At 62.2% G+C, this 25,025-nt stretch carries 20 protein-coding genes; 11 read left to right on the forward strand and 9 right to left on the reverse strand.

Translation table 11 applies throughout. The features are described 5' to 3' along the window. Positions 1-26 precede the first annotated feature (26 nt). Together A11A3_RS13515 and A11A3_RS13520 are read right to left on the reverse strand one after the other, a co-directional pair. Positions 27-1,040: a putative solute-binding protein gene (locus A11A3_RS13515; protein ID WP_008929875.1), complete on the reverse strand. Its 1,014-nt coding sequence runs from the start codon at positions 1,038-1,040 to the stop codon at positions 27-29. 69 nt (positions 1,041-1,109) lie between these two features. After that, positions 1,110-2,138, reverse strand: coding sequence for a hypothetical protein (locus tag A11A3_RS13520; RefSeq protein WP_008929876.1), 1,029 nt, complete (start codon positions 2,136-2,138; stop codon positions 1,110-1,112). 171 nt (positions 2,139-2,309) lie between these two features. On the opposite strand from A11A3_RS13520, the gene A11A3_RS13525 reads away from it, so the two are divergent. Next, positions 2,310-3,671: an ABC1 kinase family protein gene (locus A11A3_RS13525; protein WP_008929877.1), complete on the forward strand. Its 1,362-nt coding sequence runs from the start codon at positions 2,310-2,312 to the stop codon at positions 3,669-3,671. A gap of 219 nt (positions 3,672-3,890) precedes the next feature. On the opposite strand, the gene A11A3_RS13530 is transcribed toward A11A3_RS13525, so the two are convergent. The 7 genes from A11A3_RS13530 to A11A3_RS13560 form a co-directional block, all read right to left on the reverse strand. Next, on the reverse strand, positions 3,891-5,066 hold the full coding sequence (locus tag A11A3_RS13530; protein WP_008929878.1) for a putative solute-binding protein: 1,176 nt from the start codon (positions 5,064-5,066) through the stop codon (positions 3,891-3,893). 118 nt (positions 5,067-5,184) lie between these two features. After that, positions 5,185-6,261: a putative solute-binding protein gene (locus A11A3_RS13535; protein WP_008929879.1), complete on the reverse strand. Its 1,077-nt coding sequence runs from the start codon at positions 6,259-6,261 to the stop codon at positions 5,185-5,187. A 119-nt stretch (positions 6,262-6,380) separates the two neighbouring features. Next, positions 6,381-7,550: a putative solute-binding protein gene (locus A11A3_RS13540; protein ID WP_008929880.1), complete on the reverse strand. Its 1,170-nt coding sequence runs from the start codon at positions 7,548-7,550 to the stop codon at positions 6,381-6,383. A 169-nt stretch (positions 7,551-7,719) separates the two neighbouring features. After that, positions 7,720-8,487 (reverse strand): YciK family oxidoreductase, encoded by a 768-nt coding sequence (locus A11A3_RS13545; RefSeq protein WP_008929881.1) that lies wholly within the window; start codon positions 8,485-8,487, stop codon positions 7,720-7,722. Positions 8,488-8,622: 135 nt separating this feature from the next. Then, positions 8,623-9,291: an HAD-IA family hydrolase gene (locus A11A3_RS13550; RefSeq protein WP_008929882.1), complete on the reverse strand. Its 669-nt coding sequence runs from the start codon at positions 9,289-9,291 to the stop codon at positions 8,623-8,625. 107 nt (positions 9,292-9,398) lie between these two features. Further along, positions 9,399-10,166: a bifunctional 2-polyprenyl-6-hydroxyphenol methylase/3-demethylubiquinol 3-O-methyltransferase UbiG gene (gene ubiG / locus A11A3_RS13555; protein WP_051011829.1), complete on the reverse strand. Its 768-nt coding sequence runs from the start codon at positions 10,164-10,166 to the stop codon at positions 9,399-9,401. Then, entirely contained in the window at positions 10,117-11,451 is a 1,335-nt protein-coding gene (locus tag A11A3_RS13560; RefSeq protein WP_008929884.1) for a TRZ/ATZ family hydrolase, read from the reverse strand. Before A11A3_RS13560 ends, ubiG begins: the two co-directional genes overlap by 50 nt. Before the next feature lie 255 nt (positions 11,452-11,706). Between A11A3_RS13560 and gyrA the strand changes: the two genes are divergently transcribed. The 10 genes from gyrA (at position 11,707) to lapB (ending at position 24,755) form a co-directional block, all read left to right on the forward strand. Then, positions 11,707-14,478, forward strand: a complete 2,772-nt coding sequence (gene gyrA, locus A11A3_RS13565) for a DNA gyrase subunit A (RefSeq protein WP_008929885.1) — start codon at positions 11,707-11,709, stop codon at positions 14,476-14,478. 118 nt (positions 14,479-14,596) lie between these two features. After that, the gene (gene serC, locus A11A3_RS13570) at positions 14,597-15,679 is read left to right on the forward strand and encodes a 3-phosphoserine/phosphohydroxythreonine transaminase (protein WP_008929886.1); all 1,083 of its coding nucleotides are present in this window, start codon (positions 14,597-14,599) and stop codon (positions 15,677-15,679) included. Positions 15,680-15,687: 8 nt separating this feature from the next. Next, a complete protein-coding gene (gene pheA / locus A11A3_RS13575; RefSeq protein ID WP_008929887.1) occupies positions 15,688-16,770 on the forward strand; it encodes a prephenate dehydratase in 1,083 nt (360 codons plus the stop codon). Positions 16,771-16,908: 138 nt separating this feature from the next. Beyond that, positions 16,909-18,015 (forward strand): histidinol-phosphate transaminase, encoded by a 1,107-nt coding sequence (gene hisC, locus A11A3_RS13580; protein ID WP_008929888.1) that lies wholly within the window; start codon positions 16,909-16,911, stop codon positions 18,013-18,015. 134 nt (positions 18,016-18,149) lie between these two features. Beyond that, positions 18,150-20,405, forward strand: a complete 2,256-nt coding sequence (locus A11A3_RS13585) for a bifunctional prephenate dehydrogenase/3-phosphoshikimate 1-carboxyvinyltransferase (RefSeq protein ID WP_008929889.1) — start codon at positions 18,150-18,152, stop codon at positions 20,403-20,405. After that, complete coding sequence (cmk, locus tag A11A3_RS13590) at positions 20,402-21,079, forward strand: (d)CMP kinase (RefSeq protein ID WP_008929890.1); 678 nt, start codon at positions 20,402-20,404, stop codon at positions 21,077-21,079. The genes A11A3_RS13585 and cmk overlap by 4 nt, the downstream gene beginning before the upstream one ends. 144 nt (positions 21,080-21,223) lie before the next feature. Beyond that, positions 21,224-22,906: a 30S ribosomal protein S1 gene (rpsA, locus tag A11A3_RS13595; RefSeq protein ID WP_008929891.1), complete on the forward strand. Its 1,683-nt coding sequence runs from the start codon at positions 21,224-21,226 to the stop codon at positions 22,904-22,906. Between the two features lie 72 nt (positions 22,907-22,978). Next, positions 22,979-23,314: an integration host factor subunit beta gene (ihfB, locus tag A11A3_RS13600; protein ID WP_051011831.1), complete on the forward strand. Its 336-nt coding sequence runs from the start codon at positions 22,979-22,981 to the stop codon at positions 23,312-23,314. A gap of 44 nt (positions 23,315-23,358) precedes the next feature. Next, positions 23,359-23,589 carry a lipopolysaccharide assembly protein LapA domain-containing protein gene (locus tag A11A3_RS13605; RefSeq protein ID WP_008929893.1) on the forward strand — a complete coding sequence of 77 codons (231 nt, stop codon included), beginning with the start codon at positions 23,359-23,361 and terminating at the stop codon, positions 23,587-23,589. Beyond that, on the forward strand, positions 23,586-24,755 hold the full coding sequence (gene lapB, locus A11A3_RS13610; RefSeq protein ID WP_008929894.1) for a lipopolysaccharide assembly protein LapB: 1,170 nt from the start codon (positions 23,586-23,588) through the stop codon (positions 24,753-24,755). The genes A11A3_RS13605 and lapB overlap by 4 nt, the downstream gene beginning before the upstream one ends. Positions 24,756-25,025 lie beyond the last annotated feature (270 nt).

Raw genomic sequence — 25,025 nt, forward strand, 5'->3', positions numbered from 1 at the left:
AGGCCCCGCTATTCAGGAAGATATTGTCACTCGGTCGGGTTGACACATTCCGCCCGGGACGCGTTGAGCTTGCAACGCACCTTGCGCAGCAGGGTCATCATGTCCTTGCTGTAGACGCCCTTGTTGGTCAGGTCGATACGGGATTCGCGCATCATTTCGTCGTAGCGCAGCTTGTCCGCTTCCGGAATCTGGATCCACCACTTCTTGTTCACTTCGGCATCGGCGTTGTTGATCACGGTCATGGCACGGTCGAACTGGCCGAGCATGTACTTGCGTGAGCTCTGGCCGAAGCCATCCGGGAACTTGTCCTTGCGCAGGATCACCTGGGCGGTGAGCTGGCCGAGCACATAGTTGACGATGCCGCCGTCCGGCTTCATGCCCTTGTACAGTTCCAGGGCGGAGTAGGCGGCGATGGGCGCGAAGCAGATATCCACGGAGCCGTTGTTGAAACGGCTGGAGAAGTTGGTGATGTCGGACATCACCGGAGACATACCCACGCGGGAGGCCATGCTGGCCTGGGCGCTGTCATATTCCAGTACCGCGATGGAGTGACCGGACAGCTCACCGACGGTGTCGATGGTGCGGTCTTTCACGAACAGGTAGGCCGCACCCATGGGGGCCACGCCACCCACTTCGTAGGGGCCGGAGATCAGATGCTTGTTGATGGCCGGGTTACCGCTGGACAGCACGGTCACGACGGTGCGCATGGCGTCGTAGGTGGGGATGGCGCCAATGGAATCCAGGCTGCCGGTGTAGTTGTTGAACTGGCGAGCACGGATACCGGTGAGTACGGCGGCGTCACACTGACCGGCCTTGAAGTCTTCCGCGGCGATCTTCTCGTCGGTATAGGGCTTCAGGGTCAGGTCCACGCCCCAGCCGAGGGCGGCGGTCTTGTAATCCTTCATGATGTTGTAGATATCACCGTTGGCACCGATGATGTCAAACACACACATGGTTCGTTTTTCTGCGGCCTGGGCGGGGCTCACGGTGAGTGCGAGCACGGTGGCTGCGGCTGCGGTCAACGCCTTGAAATAGCGCATGCTGGTCTCCTGGTTACTTCTTGAACTAATACAAAATAAGGGGGCGGTGTTGCCACCGCCCCCAAAAGGTTAAAGCAGGTCGTTGATGTCGACGGTCGGGGCGGACTTGGCTTTGTCATCCCAGAAGGTGCCGAGGCCACCAATCGGGGTACGTTTGCCGGTGTTTTCGGTCCACTCGCGGTCGGAAATGCCCTGGATGATGCTGCCGGCGATGGTGTCGAGCAGCTGATAGTTCGGGTCCAGGTCCTTGTCGTTGGCGGCGAAGTCACGGATGGATTTGCGCAGACGCTGGTCATCGCCCTTGCTGTAGGCGCTCATGGCGTACAGGGCGCTGCTCAGGCGAACACCCTTGTCAAAGCCGATCTTGGTGGATTTCTCCAGCTCGGCCCAGGCATCCGCATTCGGCGGGGCCAGCATCGGCAGCAGGTTCCAGACGGCGGCACGGGTTCCGCGCGGCACGCCCCACCACTTTTCGTTGTCCAGGCACTTCATGTTGCGCTCGACCTTGGCGGCGATGTCGCGGGGCACGCCCACCTGGCCATCGGCGGCGCCATCATTCATCAGTGACTGCACACCGGAAATGTTGCCCACCAGCCAGACCATCTCGTCAAAGTCGGTCTTCAGTTTCGGGCACTCGCCTTCCTTCATTTCGCCGTATTCGGACACCATACGGTTGTAGGCTTCCAGCTGACGCTCGGCGGCCAGGGCGGCCCAGCGCTTCTGCTCGATACGGGCATCCTGGGCTTCATTCACGTTACCGCCCTTGACGGCACGCATGTAACGCAGTTCGGATTCCAGTGCCAGCTGATCGGCACAGGCGGCAGCGGTGGTGAATACCATGGTGCCGAGTTTGTTCGGGTTGGAACCCACCCGCTCGAAGGACATCAGCAGGGGAGTCTGGGCTTCACCGGTGATACAGGCCATACGCACGTCGTCATAGGCCATCATGTACGGCAGCATCTCGGAGCGACCGTAGCTGATCAGTACATCACCTGTGGTTTTGTAGATAACACCACAACCCTGAAGAGCAATCAAAGCACCTGCCAGGGCAGCCCAGCGGGTTTGTTGTAGCCATTTCTTGATCGAAAGAGAACGCATCGGTAGCTCCTTGTTATTGTTCTCACAGCGCGGTCAAAGTTACGTAAGTCCGTGTATTGGCACAAGCGCCAATTACAAAAAAGCCGGTAAGCAATTACAAATGCTAAATTTGCTATATCATGACTCTATTCCACAATCCCGCCGACTTTTCACAATTGATACGACTTTATTATGAGCAATCAAAGCGACATCAAGGATATGCGTGCATGGTTGGCCAGCGAACGCAGTGGTACGGCGCTGGCGCTCAATACACTTCGTGGCGGCGCCCGCATCATGGAGACCGTGGGCGTGCTGGGTCGCCAGGGGCTGTCCTGGCTGTTGGGTGACCGTCCGCCGATGCCGGCCCTGTTGCGCACGACCTTCGAGTCCCTGGGCACCACCTACATCAAGCTGGGGCAGTTTATCGCCAGCTCGCCCTCCATTTTTCCGGAGGAGTACGTGCAGGAATTTCAGCGCTGTCTGGACCGCACCCCGGCGCTGCCGTTCCACTATATCCGCGAGACCATCGAAGCGGAGCTGGGCCAGCCCCTTGAAAGCTTGTATCAAAGCGTGGATCCCAAACCATTGGCCAGTGCGTCCATTGCGCAGGTACACGCGGCGAAACTGAAAAATGGCCAGGATGTGGTGATCAAGGTGCAGCGCCCGGGCGTGCGCAATGTGCTGCTCACCGACTTCAACTTTCTCTATTTTGCCGCCCGCATTACCGAGCGGTTGGCGCCGGGTCTATCCAAGTCCGCCATTTCCGGGGTCATCGAAGAGCTCCAGGCGGGCATGCTGGAAGAGTGCGACTTCATCAAGGAAGCCAACAATCTGACCGAATTCAATGCCTTCCTGGAAAATACCGGCAATAGCCGGGCGGTGGCGCCCACTCCGGTCATGTCCCACACCACCACCCGGGTGTTGACCATGGAGCGTTTCTTCGGGGTGCCGCTCACGGATATGAATGTACTGAGAAAGTATACCGATGATCCGGCGGAGACCCTGATCACGGCGCTCAATACCTGGTTCTCCAGCCTGATGCTGTGCGATTTCTTCCACGCCGATGTGCATGCTGGCAATTTGATGTTATTGGAAGACGGCCGTATCGGTTTTATCGACTTCGGCATCGTCGGCCGGATTCGCCGGGAAGCCTGGGATGGTATGGCGCAGTTTTTTGATGCCATCGGTCGCGGCGATATCCGCCAGATGGCGGAAGCCATGGCCGTGATCGGCATGACCCGTGAGGAAGTGGACGTCAATGCACTGGCCCGGGATATCGAGCAGCTGCAGGGGTCGCTGGTCAATGTGGACCCGTCCTCGCTGGTGCAGGCGGATCGCAATGACAAGGAAGTGAACCGCCTGCTGATGGATCTGGTCAAGATCGGCGAGAACCACGGCATTCGTTTCCCCCGCGAGTTTGCCCTGCTGCTCAAGCAATTCCTTTATTTCGATCGCTATGTGCAGGTACTGGCGCCGGAGATGGACATGTTCAGCGACAGCCGCGTGGACATGTTCGGTATCGCTGACGACACGCCCGGTGGCCTGCTGCACTGAAGGTGCAAATCTGGCTAAACCCTTTCAGGCAGGTTCCCTCTCCCCTTGTGGGAGAGGGACAGGGAGAGGGTGGGGGCAAATTTCAATGACTTACCATTGATCTGGCTGTCACGTCCCCCCTCCCCCCAACCCCTCTCCCGCAAGGGGAGAGGGGCTTAACATCTAAAGTGAACAGCATTGCGCTGATGCGGGCGTTTTTGTTTTGCGCCGAGGGCGGTGTTATTCCACCGGGTTGGCACACTCGGCGCGTTTGGGGTCCAGCTTGCAGCGGATCTTGCGCTCCAGGGTCAGCATGTCGGCGTCGTAGTAGCCCTTGCCGCGCAGGGTCAGGCGCGCCTGCTGCATCATGGTCTCGTATTCCTTCTTGTCCTGGGGCGGGATTTCGATCCACCAGTGATCCGGCACCTTGGCGGCCTCCTCGTCCAGGCGTTGCATGATGCGGTCGTAGCTGTTGTAGAACTCCTCGCGCACCAGCTGGGCCACCTCGTTGGGGAACTTGTCCTTGCGGCCGATCAACTGCATGGAAATCTGGGCCAGCGGATAGTTGATGATGCCGCCGTCAGGGCTCATGCCCTTGTACAGTTCCAGTACCTCATAGGCCACCAGCGGCGCGGCCAGCACATCCACCACACCGTTGTTGAACTTGTTGGGCGCGGAGACGATATCCGAGGCCACCGGGGTGGCACCGATCTGGGAGACCATTTCCGCTTGGGTGGGGTCGTAATCCAGCACCGCGACCTTCTTGCCGGCGGCATTGGCCAGGGTGTCGATGGTGCGGTCATTGACGAATACATAGGCGCCGCCGGCCGGGGCGATGCCGAGGATGACATATTCACCGCTGACCATGCGGTAAGCGGATTTCGGGTTGGCCAGGACTTTCAGCAGGATATGCATGTGCTGCCTGCTGGGCAGGCCGCCGATGGCGTCGATGGTGCCGGTATAACGGTTGAACAGGCGTGCGCGCAGGCCGCTGATCAGGGCCGCATCACAGATGCCGGCCTTGAGATCTTCCGCCACCACGCTTTCGCTGGTGTAGGGCACCACATCAAGGTCCACGCCATAGGTCAGCAGACGGGCTTTCTGGTCTTCGGCGGCCTTGAACACCGGCCCGGCCCGGCCGGCAATATCCCAGATGCAGATTTTGCGGCGCAGCGGTTTGCCGGGGGTGAAGCCGGCCACTTTCTGCATGGCGGCAATCCGCTCGTCCAGGCTGCGGTTCTGGTCATAGGCAATGGCGCGCAGCTTGTCTGCCAGTTCCGGGGTCAGTTCCACGCCGGGGGCAAAGCTGGCCAGCTCTTTCTGCTGGGCCGGAGTCAGGTTGAGGGCGTTGTCTGCCATGCTGACAAGGGGGGTGAGCACAAGCAGGGCAAGGGAAAACAGTTGGCGAACTGTCACGGGAATGACCTCCGGAACCTTTGTTATGGTGCCGGCCATTCTTACAGGTATTGGGGGCCTTTGGGGCTGGCCAGAAAGCCACCCCCGCCGGCGATGCTGTCAATGTGGCGTCAACGCCTTACTCGGCACTGCTGCACTCCGGCCGTGCCGGGTCCAGTTTGCAGCGGATGCGCTGCATGATGCGCAGCATGTCCGGGTCGTAGTAGCCGCTTTTGCCCAGCCGATGGCGGGCGTCATGCATGAGCGCCTCGTACTGGCGCTTTTCCCTGGCGGGGATCTGAATCCACCAGTGTTCGGGAATGCGCTTGGCTTCACGCTGCAGGCCGTTGTTGATGCTGGTAAAGCTGTCCGATGCCACTTCGCGAATCACCGTGGCCAGCGCCGGCGGGAAACGATCGGTAATGCCGATCAACTGGGCGGTCAGCTGCACGATGGGGTAATCGACAATGCCGCCATTGGGGGTCATGCCTTTATAGAGCTCCAGTACCTGGTAGGCAATCAGCGGTGCGGGTAGCACATCCACCGTGCCGTTGTTGAACTGGTTGGGGGCGCTGGCCAGGTTGGTGGACACCGGGGTGGCGCCCACACGGGTTACCAGTCTGGACTGGCCCGGGTCGAAATCCAGCACCGCGACTTTTTTGCCGGTGGCGTTGGGCAGCGAGTTGATACTGCGGTCGTTAACGAACAGGTAGGCCGCGCCGGCCGGGGTCACCGCCAGGGTTTCGTACTTGCCGTTGACCATGTACTTGTGCATCTGCGGCAGTGCCATGGTCTGCAGCAGCAGGCGCATGTGCTCCAGCGTGGGCAGGGCACCGATGGCATCAATGGTGCCGGTGAAGCGGTTGAACTGCCGCGCGCGGAAACCACTCATCAGCGCCGCATCACACTGGCCGCTTTTCAGCGCATCCACCAGCACGCTTTCGTTGGTGAAGGCTTCCAGTGAAATGTCGATCTTGTATTGCAACAGGTCCACGCGCAGGTTGGAGGCACCCTGGTATATCGGCCCGGACCGGCCGGACAGATCCCACAGGCAGACATGGCGTTTGAGCATGTCATTGGCACCCAGGCCCATTTCCTTGCGGGCCGCCTGTAATTGCTTTTGTTGTTCTGGTGAGAGCGTCAGTGCGCTGGCGAGGGTGGGCAGTACCACCAGGGCCGCCAGCAGACCAATTCGCAGGTAACGTGCAAGCAACATGAGAGTTCCCTAAAAGAAATTCAGTTTGCTTATAACACGCTGATGCGGCGCGAAGTTTTACCGCCTGTATGACAATTGTACGAGAGCCCCGGCCGGGGCTCCCGGGTGTGAAAAAACGCTTACTGCACGCGACTGCATTCCGAGCGGCTGGCGTTATATTTACAGCGGATCTTGCGTTGCAGGCTGAGCATGTCACTGCTGTAGTAACCGCGCTCGGACAGGGCGTCACGGGCATCCTGCATCATCACTTCGTACTGCTGCTTGTCCTTGTCGGGGATGTGAATCCACCAGTGATCGGGAATGCGCTTGGTTTCCTGGTGCAGCCGTGCCATCACTTTGGGATAGGCCTCCAGGGAGGCTTCGCGAATCATTTGTGCCACCGCATTGGGAAACTTGTCCAGCCGACCCACCAGCTGCATGGACAGCTGGGTCAGCGGGTAATCGACGATGCCGCCATCGGGGGTCATGCCCTTGTAGAGTTCCAGCAGTTCATAGCCCACCAGCGGTGCCGGCAGAATATCGATCTGGCCGTTGTTGAACTTGTTGGGTGCCGAGACGATATCGGTGGTCACCGGCGTGGCGCCCATGGCGGCGACCATTTCCGCCTGGGTCTTGTCGTAGTCGAGTACCGCCACCCGGTGGCCGGCGGCCTTGGCCAGGGAGCTGATGGAGCGGTCGTTGACGAAGATGTGCGCGGCGCCGGCGGGGAAGACACCCATCACCACATATTCGCCCTGCACCATATGGCCGGCCTGTTTGGGGTTGGCCAGCACCTGCAACAGGGTATGCATGTGTTTGTCGTCGGGCATGGCGCCGATGGCATCCACGGTGCCGGTGTAAAGGTTGAACTGGCGGGCGCGCAGGCCGCTCATCAGGGCGGCGTCACAACGACCGGCCTTGAAGGCTTCCACCATCACCGTTTCGTTGGTGTAGGGCACCATTTCCAGATCGATACCGTATTCGGTGGCCAGCGCCCGTTGCTCCATGGCGGCGCCATACACCGGCCCGTTGCGCCCGGCGATATCCCAGATGCAGATGGTGCGTTTGAGCGCGCTCTCGATGGGCATCTGGTCCAGCCCTACCATCTTGCTGATGGCGCCCAGACGGGTACGTACCGGCATGTCGTGGGAATAGAAGACATCTTCCAGCTGGCTGACCAGACTGTCGGTGAGGGTCACACCGGGCAGGGCTTGTTGCAGCTTTTGTTTCTGCTGGTCGGTCAGCTCGCCGGCACCGGCCAGGGTGCAGCACAGCGACAGCAGCAGAACCAGAAGGGGAGGGAATCGCATGTCAGGCTCCAGGCATTGTTGTTATCGATACTACAAGTAGCATGCCGGGAAAGAATGTAGCAGAACCCTGGCGCCGGGCATGACCGTATTTCGGCAACCCCCGGCAAAAGGGTCAATCATTGCAAGAGCCTGTAAGCGCCCGCCGCCTGGCAGACGCTCCGGCACAGGGTTATTTGGGCTGGGCGTCCAGGGACTGGCCGGTAACGCCCCGGCTGGCAGGGCCCAGCAGATACAGGTAGGGCGGCAGGATCTGCTGCGGCGTTTTCAGCGTCATCGGGTCTTCCCCCGGGTAGGCGCTGGCGCGCATGTCCGTGCGGGTGGCCCCCGGGTTGATGGTGTTGACGCGGATGGCGCTGGTGTTTTCCAGCTCCTCGGCCAGCGTCTGGGCCAGGTTTTCCGTGGCCGCCTTGGACACCGCATAGGCGCCCCAGAAAGCCCGGCCCTTGCGGCCCACGCTGGACGAGGTGAACAGCACTGCGGCATCCTCGCTGGCCTGCAGCAGCGGCAGCATGGCCTGGGTCAGGTAAAAGGCGCTGTTGACGTTGACCTGCATGACCGTATCCCAGGTGCCGGCGTCGTAACGCGCCAGCGGCGTGATGTCACCGAGCACCGAGGCGTTGTGCAAAATGCCGTCCAGTCGGCCGAATTCCCGCTCGAACAGGGCAGCCAGTTCCCGGTAATCCTCGGGGCGGGCCACCGCCATGTTGACCGGTGCCAGCGCCGGCTCCGGCCCGCCGGCGGCCTTGATCTCGTCATACACCGCTTCCAGCTTGGACTGGGTGCGCCCCAGCAGAATCACCGTGGCGCCGTGGGCGGCCAGGGCCAGCGCGGCGGCCCGGCCGATACCGGCGCCGGCACCGGTGACCAGAATAATGCGGTCCGTGAAGGTGTCTTCGGGGCACTGGTAGTGCAGCGCGTCGTTTTGAAAGTCAGTCATGGTGCATCCTGGGTGTATCGCTTTCGTAGGGCGGAAATGGGCGAATGCCCATCTCCGCCGTTGTCACGTTGATGGCGGAGATTGTTCGCTATGCGCCACGCCGGCTGTTCTGGCTTGGCTTGTGGCCTCCGCCCTTTAGCCGCGGAGTGTTTGCAGCAATGGCAACAGGTCGTGGCCTGCCTGCAGATAATAATTGGCCTGCCAGCCGTGGGGGTCGTCATCCGCATCGATATAACCGAAGGCGGCCACCGCCGTGGCCATGCCGGCATTCTGGCCAGCCTGGATGTCGCGCAGATGATCGCCCACGTAGAGACAATGCCCGGGGGCGACCCGATCCCGGTTGGCGGCGATCAGCAGGCCCTCCGGGTCCGGCTTGCGCTGTTTCACATGGTCCGGGCAAAGCACCGCCCCGACCCGTTCGTGCAGGTTCAGCCCTGCCAGAATCGGCAGGGTAAAGCGCTCGGGTTTGTTGGTGACAATGCCCCAGGGCAATCCCTGATGGTCCAGCCAGTCCAGTGCCTCGGCCATGCCGGGAAACAGGCAGGTGTCCACCGCCAGGTGCGCCTGGTAGGCCGCCAGCAGTTCCTCCAGCAGGGCCGGGAAGGCGGCATCGTCCGGGCCTACGCCAAAGCCCAGCTCGGTGAGGGCGCGGGCGCCGTTGGACACATTGGCCCGCACGGCGGAATAACTCACCGCCGGGCGACCGTGCTTGACGAGCAGGGCGTTGAGCACCGTGTAGAAATCCGGGGCGGTGTCGATCAGGGTACCGTCCAGATCGAAATACACCGCTTCAAGCTTTTCCATAATGCCTCTCTTAAACGCCGCTGTAGGAGCTTGCCTGCAAGCGAAAACCCGTTGGCAATAATGAAATCGCTTGCAGGCAAGCTCCTGCAAAAAAGGGGGGGGAAGTGTTAGTCCCCCTTGCGGGCATACATCAGGTAATTGACCGACACATCCCGGTTGAGCTTGTACACCTGGGTCAACGGGTTGTAGACCATGCCGGTGGTGTCCTGCACGTCCAGGGCCGCATCACGGGCCCAGCCGGCCAGCTCCGAGGGGCGAATCAACTTGGCGTATTCGTGGGTGCCCCGTGGCAGCAGCCGCAGGATGTATTCGGCGCCGACGATGGCGAACATGAACGCCTTGGGATTGCGATTGATGGTGCTGAAGAACACATGGCCGCCGGGCTTCACCAGCGCCGCGCAGGCGCGGATCACCGAAGACGGGTCCGGCACGTGCTCCAGCATTTCCAGGCAGGTCACCACGTCGTACTGACCGGCGCGCTGTTCGGCGATCTGTTCCGCCGGGGTCTGCAGGTATTCCACCGCCACCCCGGCCTGTTCGGCGTGGATACGGGCCACCGCCAGCGGCGCCTCGCCCATGTCGATGCCGGTGACTTCGGCGCCACGCCGGGCCATGCCTTCGGAAAGCAGGCCGCCGCCGCAGCCGATATCGATGACTTTCTTGCCCGGCAGGCTGACGCGCTCGTCAATATAGTTGAGGCGCAGCGGGTTGATGTCGTGCAGCGGGCGGAACTGGGAGTTCGGGTCCCACCACTGCTCGGCCAGGGCATTGAATTTGGCGATTTCCGCCGCGTCCACATTGGGCACGGCCGGTTGCGCGTTGGTGTCAGTCACGTTGCTCGGCTCCGGCAATCTGTTGTTGCCACTGCTGGGCATTCTTGAGCAGCAGGGCTTCGTTAAGGGTAGTGAGCTGGCGGTTGGCCAGCAGGCAGCGGCCGGCCACCCAGCTGTGGGTGACCTGGTCGCGGCTGGCGGCATAGACCAGCTGGGCCACCGGATCATAGACCGGCTGGGTTTCGATGCGGTTCAGATCCACTGCCACCATATCTGCCTGTTTGCCAATTTCCAGTGAACCGATCTCGCTGTCGCGGCCCAGGGCCACGGCACCATTGAGGGTGGCCATTTTCAGCACCTCGGCGGCGGGCAGGGCATCTGCCTGCAGGCTCACGCCCTTGGCCAAGAAAGCGGCGGTGCGCGCCTCGCCGATCATGTCCAGGTCGTTGTTGCTGGCGGCGCCGTCCGTGCCCAGTGCCACATTGACGCCGGCCTGACGCAGTTTCTCGATGGGCGCAAAGCCGCTGGCCAGTTTCAGGTTGGACTCCGGGCAGTGCACTACCTGGGTGCCGGTCTCGGCCACCAGGGCGATTTCGTCGTCGGTGAGCTGGGTCATGTGTACCGCCAGCAGTCGCGGGCTCAGCAGGCCCAGCTCTTTCAGCCGGGTGAGCGGTCGCTCGCCGGTGTTGCCCACCGCCATCTGGATTTCGCCGGCGGTTTCATGCACGTGCATCATCACCGGCACGTCCAGTTCTTCGGCCAGCGTCAGCACCTTTTCCAGCGGCTCGTCGGACACCGTGTAGGGCGCATGGGGGCCAAAGCCGATCTGGATGCGTGGCTCGTGGCGCCACTGGTCCATGGCATCGGTGGCCAGGCGCAGATAATCCTCCGGCCCGCCGCCCATGGGCGTGGGGAAATCCAGCACCGGGCAGAACAGGCTGGCGCGCAGGCCCGCCTCCACCGTGGCCCTGGCGGCGCTGGCCGGGAAGAAATACATGTCGGCGAAGGTGGTGGTGCCGGAGCGGATCATCTCCGCTGCTGCCAGCAAGGTGCCGTCGTAGACAAAGCTGTCGCTGACAAACTGACCTTCCGCCGGCCAGATGTGCTTTTCCAGCCAGGTCATCAGCGGCAGGTCATCGGCAATGCCGCGCAGCAGGTTCATGGCCGCATGGGTGTGGGCATTGACCAGACCGGGGATCAGCAGATGGCTGTCCAGGGTCTGCGGGTCATCCGCCTGCCACTTTTCCCGCGCCAGCGGCGTGGGCAGGATATCGGCAATCCGGCCGTCGATGACGACCAGGGAATGATTCTCCAGAACGCCGCTATCCGGGGTGACCGGGGCGATCCAGCGGGCGTGGACGATCAGGTCAGCCTGATTGTCGCTCATGCACAGCTCCTTATGGCCGCGGGGCGGCAGTTGGCACAATTTCGCGCCGCAGTATAGCGCGTCAGGCCCCCGCTTGCCGCCGTTGCCGGGCGGGTTTTGTGTCTGGCGGCCCCGCTGGCCATCCTGTTGCGTGACTATGGCGCCCAGGGGCGCCAGCTGTGCTATCATCCGGGGCTTTTCCGCAAAAGCTTACGGAACCAACGGAGTCAGCCTGTGCGCCCCTGACGGGCGGCAGAGGGGATAATAAGGATCGCTATGACGGATCTCGCCAGAGAAGTTACCCCGGTCAATATTGAGGACGAGCTCAAACAGTCGTACCTGGATTACGCCATGAGCGTAATCGTTGGCCGTGCATTGCCAGATGTCCGTGACGGCCTCAAGCCGGTGCACCGGCGCGTGCTGTTCGCCATGCACGAGTTGAACAACGACTGGAACAAGCCCTACAAGAAGTCGGCCCGTGTGGTCGGTGACGTGATCGGTAAATACCACCCCCACGGTGACTCGGCGGTATATGACACCATCGTGCGGATGGCGCAGCCTTTCTCCCTGCGTTACATGCTGGTGGACGGGCAGGGGAACTTCGGTTCCATCGACGGTGACTCCGCGGCAGCCATGCGTTACACCGAGGTGCGCATGGCCAAGATCGCCCACGAGCTGCTGGCCGATCTGGACAAGGAAACCGTGGATTTCGTCGACAACTACGACGGCACGGAAAAGATTCCCGATGTTATGCCCACCCGGGTGCCCAACCTGCTGGTCAACGGCTCCTCCGGGATTGCCGTGGGCATGGCCACCAATATTCCGCCCCATAACCTGGGCGAGGTGGTGGATGGCTGCCTGGCGCTGATTGACGATGACAGCCTGACCCCGGACGACCTGATGGAATACATCAAGGGCCCGGATTTCCCCACCGCCGGCATCATCAATGGCCGTGCCGGCATCGTGCAGGCCTACCGTACCGGCCGTGGCCGCGTCTACATGCGCGCCCGCGCCGAGATCGAGCAGACCGACAAGAGCGGCAAAGAAGCCATCATCGTCACCGAGATTCCCTATCAGGTGAACAAGGCGCGGCTGATCGAGAAGATCGCCGAGCTGGTGAAAGACAAGAAGATCGAAGGCATCACCGAGCTGCGCGACGAGTCCGACAAAGACGGCATGCGCATCGTCATCGAGCTGCGCAAGGGCGAGAATGCGGAAGTGGTGCTCAACAACCTCTATCAGCAGACGCAGATGGAGAGCGTATTCGGTATCAATACCGTGGCCCTGGTGGACGGTCAGCCCAAGACCCTCAACCTGCGCGAGCTGCTGGATGCCTTCATCCGTCACCGCCGTGAAGTGGTGACCCGCCGTACCATCTATGAACTGCGCAAGGCGCGCGAAAAGGCCCACCTGCTGGAAGGCCTGGCGGTGGCCCTGAGCAACATCGATCCGGTGATCGAGCTGATCAAGAGCTCGCCCAGCGGCGCCGAAGCGAAGGAAAAACTGCTGGCCAAGGGCTGGGCGCCCGGTGACGTGCTGCAGATGTTGGAGCGCGCTGGTGGCGAGAACGCGGCCCGCCCGGATGGCCTGGGCGAGCAGTATGGCCTGCACGACGGCCTCTACCACCTGAGCCCGGAACAGGCCCAGGCGATTCTCGACCTGCGCCTGCAGAAGCTCACCGGCCTGGAGCGCGAGAAGCTGATCAGCGATTACCAGGAACTGCTGGAGCAGATCCGCGAGCTGATGCTGATCCTGGCCGACCCGCAGCGTCTGATGCAGGTGATCCGCGACGAGCTCACCGCCATCCGCGAAGAATATGGCGACGAGCGCCGCTCCGAGATCGTGGCCTCGCGCCTGGATCTGAGCATGGAAGACCTGATCGCCGAAGAGACCGTGGTGGTGACCCTGTCCAACGGCGGTTACGCCAAGATGCAGCCCATCGATACCTACCGGGCGCAAAAGCGTGGCGGGCGCGGCAAGTCCGCCGGCCAGCTGAAAGACGAGGATTACGTGGAGCACCTGCTGGTGGCCGGTACCCACGACACCCTGCTGTTGTTCACCGACGCCGGCAAGGTGTTCTGGCTGCGTACCTTCGAGCTGCCCCAGGGCGGCCGGGCGTCCCGCGGCAAACCCATTGTGAACCTGCTGCCGGCGCTGGGGAATGACGAGCGCATTACCGCCATCCTGCGTCTTGATGCGGACATGGTACGCCAGCAGAAAGCGGACGCCGCCGAGGCGGAAGACGAAGACGATACCGTGGTCGAGGCCGAAGAGGTGCTGGACGACAGCGCCGAGGGCGATGACGCCGAAGTGGTCACCGACAGCGTGCCCGGCCCGTTCATCTTCATGGCCACCTCCAGCGGTATCGTCAAGCGAACTCAGCTGGCCAACTTTGCCCGCCCGCGCAGCTCCGGCCTGATCGCCGTGAAACTGCAGGAAGGCGAGCACCTGGTGAACGTGGCCATCACCCAGGGCCACGAAGACGTGATGCTGGTGGCGCGCAACGGCAAGGCTGTGCGTTTCCACCAGTCCAAGGTCCGTGTCATGAGCCGCCTGGCTCGGGGTGTACGGGGCATCAAGCTGGCCGACGGCGTGGATGTGATTTCCCTGATCGTGCCGGAGGAAGAGGGCCAGATCCTGACCGCCTCCGAACACGGCTACGGCAAGCGCACCCCGCTCACCGAATACCCGACCAAGGGCCGGGGGGGCCAGGGCGTGATCGCCATGGTGGTCAACGACCGTAACGGCGAGCTGGTCGGTGCCACCCAGGTGTTCGGCGACGAGGACATCATGCTGATCTCCAACCAGGGCACCCTGGTGCGCACCGGGGTGGACCAGATCAGCACCTCCGGCCGTAACACCCAGGGCGTGCGCCTGATTCGCCTGGGCGAAGACGAGAAACTCTGCGGCCTGGCCACCATTCCGGAACTGGAAGTGGAAGGCGCCGAGGACGACGAGGAACTGGAAGGCGAAGAGGGTGAGGTGATTGAAGGGGAAGCTTCCCCGCAAGCACCGGAGTCCGACGCCAGCGACGACGCAGAAGATTGACCCTGGTTTTAAAGCGTCGGACGTCAGACGTCGGACGTCCGACGCAAAAACCATAACCCGAGCCCGGTACCACCGGGCTTCTTTGATTAAACGGTTTTGTCTGAACGGAGAAAAATTGATGTCCCGCGCCTATAACTTCTGCGCAGGGCCGGCGGCGCTGCCGACGGCGGTTCTGGAACAGGCTCAGCAGGAAATGCTCGACTATCAGGGTAAAGGCCTGTCGATCATGGAAATGAGCCACCGGGACCAGGTGTTCGTGGAGCTTGCCGCCCGCGCCGAGCAGGACCTGCGTGACCTGATGGGCATCAGCGACGACTATGCCGTGCTGTTTCTGCAGGGCGGGGCGTCCACCCAGTTCGCCATGGTGCCCATGAACCTGCTGGGCGAAGGGCAGAGCGCCGACTACATCAACACCGGGCAATGGTCCAAGAAGGCGATCAAGGAAGCCGGCCGCTACGGGCGTATCAACGTGGCTGCCAGCAGTGAAGACACTCACTTCACCACCGTCCCGCCCCAGGACACCTGGCAGCGCTCCGACAACGCCGCCTACCTGCATTACTGCCCCAACGAGACCATCGGCGGGCTGGAATACAGCTTCATCCCGGAGGTGGGAGACACCCCGCTGGTGGCGGACATGAGCTCCACCATTCTGTCCCGGCCGGTGGATGTGAACCGCTTCGGCCTGATCTACGCCGGTGCCCAGAAGAACATCGGCCCGGCCGGCCTGACCCTGGTGATCGTGCGCAAGGACCTGCTCGGCCGCGCCGCCGACAGTGTGCCGGCCATGCTCAACTACCAGATCCATGCCGACAACGACAGCATGTACAACACCCCGCCCACCTATGCCTGGTACCTGGCGGGCCTGGTGTTCCAGTGGCTCAAGAAGCAGGGCGGCGTGGGGTCCATGGCACAAATCAACCAGCGCAAGGCCGAAAAGCTGTATGGTTTTATTGATAACAGCGATTTCTACAGCAACCCGGTGGAAAAAATCAGCCGCAGCTGGATGAACGTGCCCTTTGTGCTGGCCGATGACAGCCTGGACAAGGCCTTCCTGGCCCAGGCGGAGCAGGCTGGCCTGCTCAACCTGAAGGGCCACCGCAGCGTCGGCGGCATGCGCGCCAGCATCTACAATGCGGTACCGGAAGCGGCGGTGGATGCGCTGATCGCCTTCATGGCGGACTTCGAAAAACGTAACGGCTGAGGGGCACCATGACCGAATCACTGGAAAGCCTGCGCCAGAAGATCGACGCCCTGGACGAAACCCTCCAGGAGCTGCTCAATCAACGGGCCGCCCTGGCGCACCAGGTGGCGGAAGTGAAACTGGCCACCGACCCGAACCCGGTGTTCTACCGCCCCGAGCGCGAAGCCCAGGTGCTGCGCCGGGTCAAGGAGCGCAACCAGGGGCCGCTGGACGGCGAGACCATGGCGCGCTTCTTCCGCGAGATCATGAGTGCCTGCCTGGCGCTAGAGCAGCGCATGAAAGTGGCGTTCCTGGGCCCGGAAGGCACCTTCACCCAGCAGGCCGCCCTCAAGCATTTTGGCCACGCGGTGGAAACCGTGCCACTGGGTGCCATTGACGAGGTGTTCCGCGAGGTGGAATCCGGCGCCGCCAATTATGGCGTGGTGCCGGTGGAGAACTCCACCGAAGGGGTGGTCAACCACACCCTGGATACCTTCATGACCTCGGAGCTGAAGATCTGCGGGGAAGTGGAGTTGCGTATTCACCACCACCTGCTGGCCGGCGAGCACACCCAGCGTGACAAGGTCACCCGGGTCTACTCCCACCAGCAGACCCTGGCCCAGTGCCGCCAGTGGCTGGATGCCCACATGCCCGGCGTGGAGCGCATCGCCGTCAGCTCCAATGCGGAAGCGGCCCGGCGGTTGAAAGACGAATGGAATGCCCTGGCCATCGCCGGGGAAATGGCCGAAGAGCTCTACGGCCTGCAGGCGGTGCAGCGCAACATCGAAGACCGCCCGGACAACACCACGCGCTTTCTGATCATCGGCAAGCAGGACACCCCGGCCTCCGGCAACGACAAGACCAGCCTGATGGTCAGTGGCAAGAACCGCCCGGGCCTGCTGTTCGAGGTGCTGGCGCCGTTCCGCGACCAGGGTATCAACCTGACCCGCCTGGAATCGCGCCCGTCACGCACCGCCAACTGGAGTTATGTGTTCTTCGTCGACTGCGAAGGCCACAAGGAAGACGGCAAGCTGGAAACGGTGCTGGAAACCCTGGAAAACGCCGGTAACAGCATCAAGCTGCTGGGGTCCTACCCCAAGGCTGTTCTATAAAATCCAGGTCTGACGTCGGAGGTCTGACGTCGGACGCGTTGCGGTTTCTGCGTCAGACGTCCGACTTCAGACGTCTGACCTCGATCAGATAACCCCGGTGGCCAGGGTTGGCAACCCGGGGCAAAGGGAGCTCACACCATGACCTGCGACTACATCAAACTGGCCAACGACGGCATTCAGCAGCTCAAGCCCTATGAGCCGGGCAAACCCATCGACGAGCTGGAGCGTGAGCTTGGCCTCACCGATATCGTCAAGCTGGCCAGCAACGAAAACCCGCTGGGGCCCAGCCACAAGGCGCTGGACGTGCTGCGCCACGGCCTCGGCGACCTGCACCTGTACCCGGATGGCGCCGGTTTCGGGCTGAAGGCGGCGCTGGCGGACAGCCTCAATGTGGCCACCGACCAGCTGACGCTGGGCAATGGCTCCAACGATATTCTCGACCTGGTGGCACGGGCCTACCTGCAACCCGGCGACGAAGCCATTTTTTCCGAGTACGGCTTTGCCATCTATCCGCTGGTGACCCTGGCCTGCAGCGCCAAACCGGTGATGGTGCCTTCCAACCTCTATGGCCATGATCTGGCGGCCATGGCGGATGCGGTCACCGACAATACCCGGGTGATCTTCGTGGCCAACCCCAACAACCCCACCGGCACCTGGTTCAATGCCCACGCGCTGGATGAATTCCTGTCGCGGGTGCCCGAGCGGGTGATCGTGGTGCTGGACGAGGCCTACTTCGAGTACGTGGAAGAAAGCCACTACCCGAACGGCATTGATCGCCTGCAAAAATACCCGAATCTGGTGGTCACGCGGACTTTCTCCAAGATCCACGGCCTGGCCGGCCTGCGCGTGGGCTACGGCATCTCCAGCCCGCAGATTGCCGATGTGCTCAACCGCATTCGCCAGCCGTTCAACGTCAACACCCTGGCGTTGCGCGCCGCCGAGGCGGCCCTGGGCGACAATGATCACCTGGAAAACTCCCGCAGCGAGAACACCACCGGCCTGGTGCAGATCGCCGAAGGCCTGGACCAGCTGGGCCTGGAGCAGATTCCCTCGGTGGCCAATTTCATCGCCTTCGACTGCGGCCGCCCGGCCCAGGGCGTCTATGAGGCCCTGCTGCGCGAAGCGGTGATCGTACGTCCCCTGGGTGGCTACGGCATGCCCAACCATCTGCGCGTCACCGTCGGCACCAGCCGCGAGAACGAACGCTTCCTGATCGCCCTGAAAAAGGTGCTGGCGGATGGGTAGCCACAACCCCCGAATGACACTCCCCGTAGGAGCGACGCTAGAGTCGCGAACCTTGCTTGCGATGGACGTTGCCAGAGATCTTCGCGACTCGAGCGTCGCTCCTGCGGTAGTGTGGGGGATGGGGGGGCGTCCTTATGCCTGAACCTCGCTTCAACCGCATCGCCGTCATCGGCCTGGGCCTGATCGGCGGCTCTTTTGCCGCCGCCGCCAAAAAACACAACCTGGCCGCCTCCGTGGTGGCCGGCTCGCGCTCGGCGCGTACCCTGGAGCAGGGCATTGCCCTGGGCGTGGTCGATGATGGCAGCCAGGATCTGGCAAAAGCCGTGCAGGGCGCTGATCTGGTGTTCGTCTCCACGCCGGTGTCCGCCATGGGCGCGGTGCTGGCGGCCCTGCGGCCCGGTCTGGCGCCGGGCGCCATCATTACCGACGGTGGCAGCGTCAAGGGCCGGGTGATCGATGCCGCCCGCGAGGCCCTGGGCAGCCACGCCTCCCGTTTTGTGCCGGGCCACCCCATTGCCGGCAAGGAAAAGAGCGGTGTCACCGCCGCCGATGCGGATCTTTATCGCGATCATCGCGTCATTCTGACGCCCACCACAGAAACCGACCCGGCGGCCACCGCCCGGGTGCGGGCCATCTGGACGGCCATGGGCGCGGAAGTGCTGCAAATGGCGCCGGATTACCACGACCAGGTGCTGGCGGAAACCAGCCACCTGCCGCATCTGCTGGCCTTCTCGCTGGTGGATACCCTGGCCCGGCAGGGCGACTCCACGGAAATCTTCCGCTATGCTGCCGGCGGTTTTCGGGACTTCACCCGCATCGCCAGCTCCGATCCGGTGATGTGGCATGACATCTTCCGCGAAAACAAGGCCGCGCTGCTGCAGGCTCTGGGGCTGTTCAGCGACGGTATCGAACGCTTCCGCCAGGCGGTAGAGCAAGAGGATTCCGATGCCCTGATGGGCATCATGACCCGCGCCAACACGGCACGGGCGCATTTTTTGGCCATGAACGGGCGCACCTCCTATACCCGCGCCCAACATTCAGGTGACGACACAATCATGACAGACAGCGCCATTCACAAGGGCAATGCCAACCCCACCTACACCGTGGCGCCGGGTGGCCAGCTGGCCGGTCGGCTGCGGGTGCCCGGCGACAAATCCATGTCCCACCGTTCCATCATGCTCGGCTCCCTGGCCGAGGGCGTGACCCGGGTGGAAGGTTTTCTGGAAGGGGAAGATGCCCTGGCGACGCTGCAGGCGTTCCGCGACATGGGCGTGGTCATCGAGGGCCCGCACAATGGCCAGGTGACCATCCACGGCGTTGGCCTGCATGGCCTCAAGGCGCCGGGCAAACCGCTCTACATGGGCAACTCCGGCACCTCCATGCGCCTGCTCACCGGCCTGCTGGCCGGCCAGGCCTTTGATGTGGAGCTCACCGGCGACGCCTCCCTGTCCAAACGTCCCATGGAGCGGGTGGCCAAGCCCCTGCGCGACATGGGCGCCCAGATCACCACCGGCAACGAAGGCCGCCCGCCGGTGCGTATCCGCGGTGGCCAGTCGCTCAAGGGCATTCACTATGATCTGCCGATGGCCTCCGCCCAGGTGAAATCCGCGGTGCTGCTGGCCGGGCTCTATGCCGATGGCGAGACCTCGGTCACCGAACCGGCGCCCACCCGTGACCATACCGAACGCATGCTGGGCGGTTTCGGCTATTCGGTGCGCCGTGACGGCGCCACCAGTGCCGTGACCGGCGGCGGTACCCTCACCGCCGGCAAACTGGAAGTGCCGGCGGATATCTCCTCGGCGGCCTTCTTTCTGGTGGGGGCGTCCATTGCCCCCGGCAGCGAGGTGACCCTGCCGCACGTGGGCATCAACCCCACCCGCACCGGCGTGATCGACATTCTCAAGCTGATGGGCGCCGATATTCGCCTGGAAAATCAGCGTGATGCCGGTGGCGAGCCGGTGGCGGACATCGTCGTGAAAGCGGCGCCACTGAAGGGTATCGAGATTCCCGAGTCGCTGGTGCCGCTGGCCATCGACGAGTTTCCGGCCATTTTCATCGCCGCCGCCTGTGCCGAAGGTGACACCGTGCTGCGTGGCGCCGAAGAGCTGCGTGTGAAGGAATCCGACCGCATCCAGGTCATGGCCGACGGCCTGGCGGCCCTGGGCGTGGACCACGAAGTGTTCGAGGACGGTATCCGCATCACCGGCGGCGAATTCGGCGGTGGCGAGATCCAGTCCCACGGCGATCACCGCATCGCCATGAGCTTTGCCATGGCCGCCCTGCGTGCCAAAGGCCCCATCATCATTCACGACTGCGCCAACGTGGCCACCAGCTTCCCCGGCTTTGCCGGCCTGGCGACCCATGCCGGCCTGAACCTGGAGGAAGCATGAGCGAAACCGCCGTTCTGACCATCGACGGGCCGGTTTCCTCCGGTAAAGGTACCGTGGCGCGTTTGGTGGCGACCCGCATGGGTTGGCACCTGCTGGATTCCGGCGCGCTTTACCGCGTGCTGGGTTATCACGCGCGAAATCAAGGGGTTGCGCTGGATGACGAGGCAAAGCTGGTGGCCCTGGCCCGGGCCCTGCCGGTGCGTTTCGTGGAGCAGCAGGGCGATACCGCCGTGATTCTCAACGGCGAGGATGTGTCCAACATCATCCGTCAGGAAAGCGTCGGTGAGCTGGCCAGCCAGGTGGCGGTATTGCAGCCGGTGCGCGATGCCCTGCTGGCCCGCCAGCGGGCCTTTGCCGAGGCCCCCGGGCTGGTCGCCGACGGCCGTGACATGGGCACCGTGGTATTCACCGACGCCCCCCTCAAGATTTACCTGACCGCCAGCGCTGAAGAGCGCGCCAGACGGCGCTTTGAGCAGTTGAAGCAAAAGGGCTTTGGTGCTACCCTCGCGACCCTCGTCGAGGACATCCGCACCCGGGATGACCGTGACATGAACCGTGATGTGGCGCCGCTGCGCCCGGCAGACGATGCCGTGGTGATCGACTCCACGACCCTGACGGTTGATGACGTGGTTGACCGGATTCTTGATGAGGCCGCCGCTCGCCAACTGGCCTGACGGTGGCACACACCATCTGATTGATTCTGTGTAAAAGCGGCCGATCTGCTCAACCCTGAAAAAGTAAGCCAGCTGGGGGAGGGCGGGTCTCATTTTTTGACTAACCCATGTCTGCTGGTTGGCATGTGAAAACCCGAGTGAATTATGACTGAATCTTTTGCTGATCTTTTTGAAGAAAGCCTCAAGGACCTGGACGTTGCCCGTGGGTCCATCATCAAGGGCACCATCGTTGCCATCGACAGCGACTGGGTAACCGTTAACGCGGGCCTGAAGTCCGAAGGCATCATTGCCCGTGACGAATTCATCAACGAGGCAGGTGAACTGGAAATCGCCGAAGGCGATGAAGTGGATGTAGCCGTAGACGCCATCGACGATGGCATGGGCTTCACTCGCCTGTCCCGTGAAAAAGCCAAGCGCGCCGAAGTCTGGGGTGAGCTGGAAGAAGCTTTCGACAAAGACGAGATCGTGAAAGGTCAGATTTCCGGCAAGGTGAAGGGTGGCTTCACTGTCGATATCGGTCCGATCCGTGCGTTCCTGCCGGGCTCCCTGGTAGACATCCGTCCGGTGCGCGACGTCGCTCACCTGGAAGGCAAGGACCTGGACTTCAAGGTCATCAAACTCGATCCCAAGCGCAACAACGTGGTGGTTTCCCGTCGTGCGGTGATGGAAGCCGAGCACAGCGCCGAGCGTGAGCAGCTGCTCGAATCCCTGCAGGAAGGCATGGAAGTCAAGGGTATCGTGAAGAACCTGACCGACTACGGTGCCTTCGTGGACCTGGGCGGCATCGACGGCCTGCTGCACATCACCGACATGGCCTGGAAGCGCATCAAGCATCCGAGCGAAATCGTCGAAGTGGGCCAGGAAATCGACGTCAAGGTTCTCAAGTTCGACCGCGAGAAAATGCGTGTTTCCCTGGGTCTCAAGCAACTGGGCGAAGATCCGTGGCACGACATCGTGGGCAAATACCCGGAAGGTGCCCGCGTGAAAGCCAAGGTCACCAACCTGACCGACTACGGCTGTTTCGCCGAGATCGAAGAAGGTGTGGAAGGCCTGGTTCACGTTTCCGAAATGGACTGGACCAACAAGAACATCCACCCGTCCAAGGTTGTAGAGATCGGCGACGAAGTGGAAGTGATGATCCTGGACATCGACGAAGACCGTCGTCGTATCTCCCTGGGCATCAAGCAGTGCATGGCCAACCCGTGGGATGCCTTCGAGCAGAAATACCAGAAAGGCGACCGTATTTCCGGCAAGATCAAGTCCATCACTGACTTCGGTATCTTCATTGGCCTGGAAGGCGGTATCGACGGTCTGGTGCACCTGTCCGACATCTCCTGGGAAGAGCAGGGCGAAGATGCCGTGCGCAACTTCAACAAGGGCGACGAGCTGGAAACCGTGGTTCTCTCCATCGATGCAGAGCGCGAGAGAATTTCCTTGGGTATCAAGCAGTTGACAGATGATCCGTTTGCTCAGTATGTTGCAGCTAACGACAAGGGCACTATCGTCAAGGGTGTGGTGAAGGCGGTTGACGCCAAAGCAGCCACCATCGAGCTGGCCGAGAACGTGGAAGGCACCCTGCGTGCCAGCGAAATCAGCCGTGATCGGGTGAACGATGCGTCCGAGGTTCTGAAGGAAGGTGACGAGGTGGAAGCCAAGATCACCAACATTGACCGCAAGAACCGCGTACTGAGTCTGTCCATCAAGGCGAAGGATCAGGCCGAAGAGCGCGAAGCGCTGGACAGCCTGCAGGATCAGCAAGACGCCAATGCACCGAAAACCATTGGTGACCTGATCAAGCAGCAGATGGAAAACAGTAACGAGTCATAAACGGCTCCTCCCGGGGGCCGGCGCAAGCCGGCCCCGCTGGGCAGGGAGCCCAGGGAGCAAGCTGTAATGGCGTTGACCAAATCTGAACTGATCGATCGTATCGCTACCCGGCAGTCGCAACTGTCGCCCAAGGACGTGGAGCTGGCGGTAAAAACCCTGATCGAGCAGATGGCCGATTCACTGGCCAACGGGGGCCGCATCGAAATCCGTGGCTTCGGTAGTTTCTCCCTCCATTTCCGCGCCCCGCGCGTGGGTCGCAATCCCAAGACCGGTGCCAGCGTCGAGCTGCACGGTAAACACGTTCCCCACTTCAAGCCCGGCAAAGAGCTGCGCGAGCGCGTCAACGAAGCGCTCTATGAAGGCGAGGGTGACGCTGACAACAAGGATACCCGGGTCGAAGCCGGTTGATGGCTCACCGGGAGCCCGAAGCAGTAAACAAAAAGGACTGAGCCATGCGAAACCTGTACCGGATACTGGTGCTGCTGGTGTTGGCGGCCATCTTCTTCCTGGCATTCATCTTCGTGACCAGCAACCGCGACCTGGTGGTGCTGGATATGCTGCTCTATGACTGGCAGTGGCAGGTGTCACTGGGCGTGCTGGTGGTTGGCGTACTGGCCATCGGCCTGTTTCTCGGTCTGCTGGCCGGCCTCGGTTGGCGCGGTCTCAAGGGCCTCTTTGCATGAACGAATCCCTTTGGCTGATTCCCTTCTTCTTTGTCGCCATTGGTGCCGGTTTCTTCCTCGGCCGTCGTGAAAGCAAACGCCGCCAGCGCCGTCGCATGGCGTCCCTGTCGCGGGACTACGTGGCCGGCATCAACTTCTTCCTCAACGAAGAGCCCGACAAGGGCATCGAGGCCCTGCTAAAGGGGCTGGATGTGAGCGAAGAGGGGCTCGATACCCACCTGGCACTGGGCAAGCTGTTCCGCAAGCGCGGTGAATTCGACCGCGCCGCCCAACTGCACACCCACCTGCTAGAGCATGGTGAATTTACCCGTACCCAGCAGGAGGAAATCCAGCTGGAGCTGGCCCAGGACTACCTGGCCAGCGGCATTTTCGACCTGGCCGAACAGGTCCTGCTGGAAATGCTCGATCAGGATTGCCAGGCGAAGGAAGAAGTCACCTTCCAGCTCATGAGCCTCTACGAGCAGGAGCGCGACTGGACCAGTGCCATCAACATGGGTGAGCGCCTGATCAAACCACGCCCCAACCTGGCGCCCATCGTTGCCCAGTACTGCTGCGAGCAGGCCGAAAGCCAGCTGCGCGACGGCGACATCAACCCGGCCCGCCGCATGGTTCGCCGGGCACTCAATTTTGATGAAAACTGCGTGCGCGCCAGCGTGCTGGAAGGTCAGCTGGAAATGCGCGAACAGCACTGGCCGGCGGCCATCGAGGCTTACCAGCGCATCTGGAACCAGGACAGCGATTTCTTCGACGAGGTACTCGACAAATTGCGCGAGTGTTACCAGGCGGAAGAACGGGAAGGCGACTTCATCCAGATGCTGGCCGACGTCAGTGCCGAAAAGCCCAGCACCAGCCGCATCCTGCTGCTCTCCGAAGCGCTCAAACAGCGCTATGGCGACAAGGAAGCCGCGGACTTCATCAGTGATTACATGAAGGCCAACCCCTCCGTGCGTGGTCTCAACCGTATCATCGACATGAGCCTGGCCGGCACCGCGGAAGGGGAAACCCGCGAACACCTGGGCATGCTCAAGCAGCTCTCCGAGCAGCTGCTCAACGACAAGACCCTCTACAAATGCCGCCGCTGCGGCTTTGAAACCCCGCTGATGCAATGGCGCTGCCCCAGCTGCAAGCGCTGGAGCACCATCAAGCCGGTTCCCAAAGAGGCCTGACTCTAACCCTCCCCTTGGCAGGGGAAGGAGCCAAGTCCTCTCCCTCAATGAGGGGGAGCCAGAGGGGGTGGCCACCCCGGCCACTCAAACACCCAACCCCACCCCAACCCTCCCCTTGGCAGGGGACGGAGTCCAAGTCCTCCCCCTCAATGAGGGGGAGTTAGAGGGGGTGGCCACCCCGGCCGCTCAAACACCCGACCCCACCCCAACCCTCCCCTTGGCGGGGGAGGGAGCCCAGTTCCTCCCCCTCAATGAGGGGGAGCCAGAGGG

The sequence above is a fragment of the Alcanivorax hongdengensis A-11-3 genome (assembly GCF_000300995.1).
Classification (GTDB): domain Bacteria; phylum Pseudomonadota; class Gammaproteobacteria; order Pseudomonadales; family Alcanivoracaceae; genus Alcanivorax; species Alcanivorax hongdengensis.